At 60.8% G+C, this 525-nt stretch carries 2 protein-coding genes; one reads left to right on the top strand and one right to left on the bottom strand.

The genetic code is table 11. The annotated features are described in order from the left end of the window. Positions 1-94: 94 nt before the first annotated feature. Positions 95-328 carry a DUF6429 family protein gene (locus IEX25_RS19995; RefSeq protein WP_167623715.1) on the top strand — a complete coding sequence of 78 codons (234 nt, stop codon included), beginning with the start codon at positions 95-97 and terminating at the stop codon, positions 326-328. Here IEX25_RS19995 and IEX25_RS19990 read toward each other — a convergent pair. Then, the coding region (locus IEX25_RS19990) for a transposase domain-containing protein (protein ID WP_188717484.1) at positions 309-525 on the bottom strand (217 nt) is incomplete at its 5' end. The two genes, IEX25_RS19995 and IEX25_RS19990, sit on opposite strands and share 20 nt — an antisense overlap.

The following is a 525-nucleotide window of genomic DNA, read 5'->3' as shown; positions in this document are numbered from 1 at the left end:
CGTAACCACCCGGTTTGCACCGCGGCCATTTTTCATTGACAGGCGTTGATGATGTTGTGTCTCGCGCTACGGCTCTCCGTGGTAGGCTCGGTCCATGGAGATTGATCGGGACAAGATAGACGATGCCGTTCTGGCGCTGATGTGGTTGACGCTGCATGACGAGCGGCGGGCGTGGAAGGGCTTTGACTGGGACGCCTTGGAGCGGTTGCATGCGAGGGGCCTGATTGCCGATCCGGTCAACAAGGCCAAGTCGGTTGTCCTGACCGATGAGGGCCTGAGGCAGTCCGAGGAACTCTTCCGGGCGCTGTTTACGCGGCCTCGGTCTTGATTGTGCCCATTGGCGTCCAGTTCCAGGGCAGCAATTCGCCGAGACGGGTGTTCATGTGATCGTGGATGCGGTCCAGGACATCGGCAAGATAGGCCTGCGGATCGAGCCCGTTCATCTTTGCCGTTTCAATGACGGTCAGGGCGCGGGCGAGCGTTTCGCCGCCCGCATCCGAGCCTGCGAATAGCCAGTTCCGTCTG

Source organism: Paracoccus acridae (genome assembly GCF_014642735.1).
Taxonomy (GTDB): Bacteria; Pseudomonadota; Alphaproteobacteria; order Rhodobacterales; family Rhodobacteraceae; genus Paracoccus; species Paracoccus acridae.
This window is presented reverse-complemented; position numbering and strand designations above follow the sequence as displayed.